This is a genomic window from Staphylococcus sp. HMSC068C09 (genome assembly GCF_001813735.1).
Lineage (GTDB): Bacteria > Bacillota > Bacilli > Staphylococcales > Staphylococcaceae > Staphylococcus > Staphylococcus hominis.
This window is the reverse complement of sequence record NZ_KV813714.1, coordinates 1-691: the sequence shown is the minus strand read 5'-3', so window position 1 is coordinate 691 and position 691 is coordinate 1. Positions and strand designations below refer to the sequence as shown.

The 691-nt window shown below is 50.1% G+C and carries 1 rRNA gene; it reads right to left on the bottom strand.

From position 1 onward, the window contains the following. Positions 1 to 67: 67 nt before the first annotated feature. Positions 68 to 691 (bottom strand): 23S ribosomal RNA (locus tag HMPREF2930_RS00240); the annotation flags it as partial.

The window sequence follows — 691 nt, the reverse complement described above, 5'->3', positions numbered from 1 at the left end:
CAAATGAATGATTATACATTCAAAACTAGATAGTAAGTAAAGATTTGCGTCGCAAAACTTGAAAAAATTGATTAAGTCTTCGATCGATTAGTATTCGTCAGCTCCACGTGTCACCACGCTTCCACCTCGAACCTATTAACCTCATCATCTCTGAGGGATCTTATAACCGAAGTTGGGAAATCTCATCTTGAGGGGGGCTTCATGCTTAGATGCTTTCAGCACTTATCCCGTCCATACATAGCTACCCAGCTATGCCGTTGGCACGACAACTGGTACACCAGAGGTATGTCCATCCCGGTCCTCTCGTACTAAGGACAGCTCCTCTCAAATTTCCTACGCCCACGACGGATAGGGACCGAACTGTCTCACGACGTTCTGAACCCAGCTCGCGTACCGCTTTAATGGGCGAACAGCCCAACCCTTGGGACCGACTACAGCCCCAGGATGCGATGAGCCGACATCGAGGTGCCAAACCTCCCCGTCGATGTGAACTCTTGGGGGAGATAAGCCTGTTATCCCCGGGGTAGCTTTTATCCGTTGAGCGATGGCCCTTCCATGCGGAACCACCGGATCACTAAGTCCGTCTTTCGACCCTGCTCGACTTGTAGGTCTCGCAGTCAAGCTCCCTTATGCCTTTACACTCTATGAATGATTTCCAACCATTCTGAGGGAACCTTTGAGCGCCTCCGTT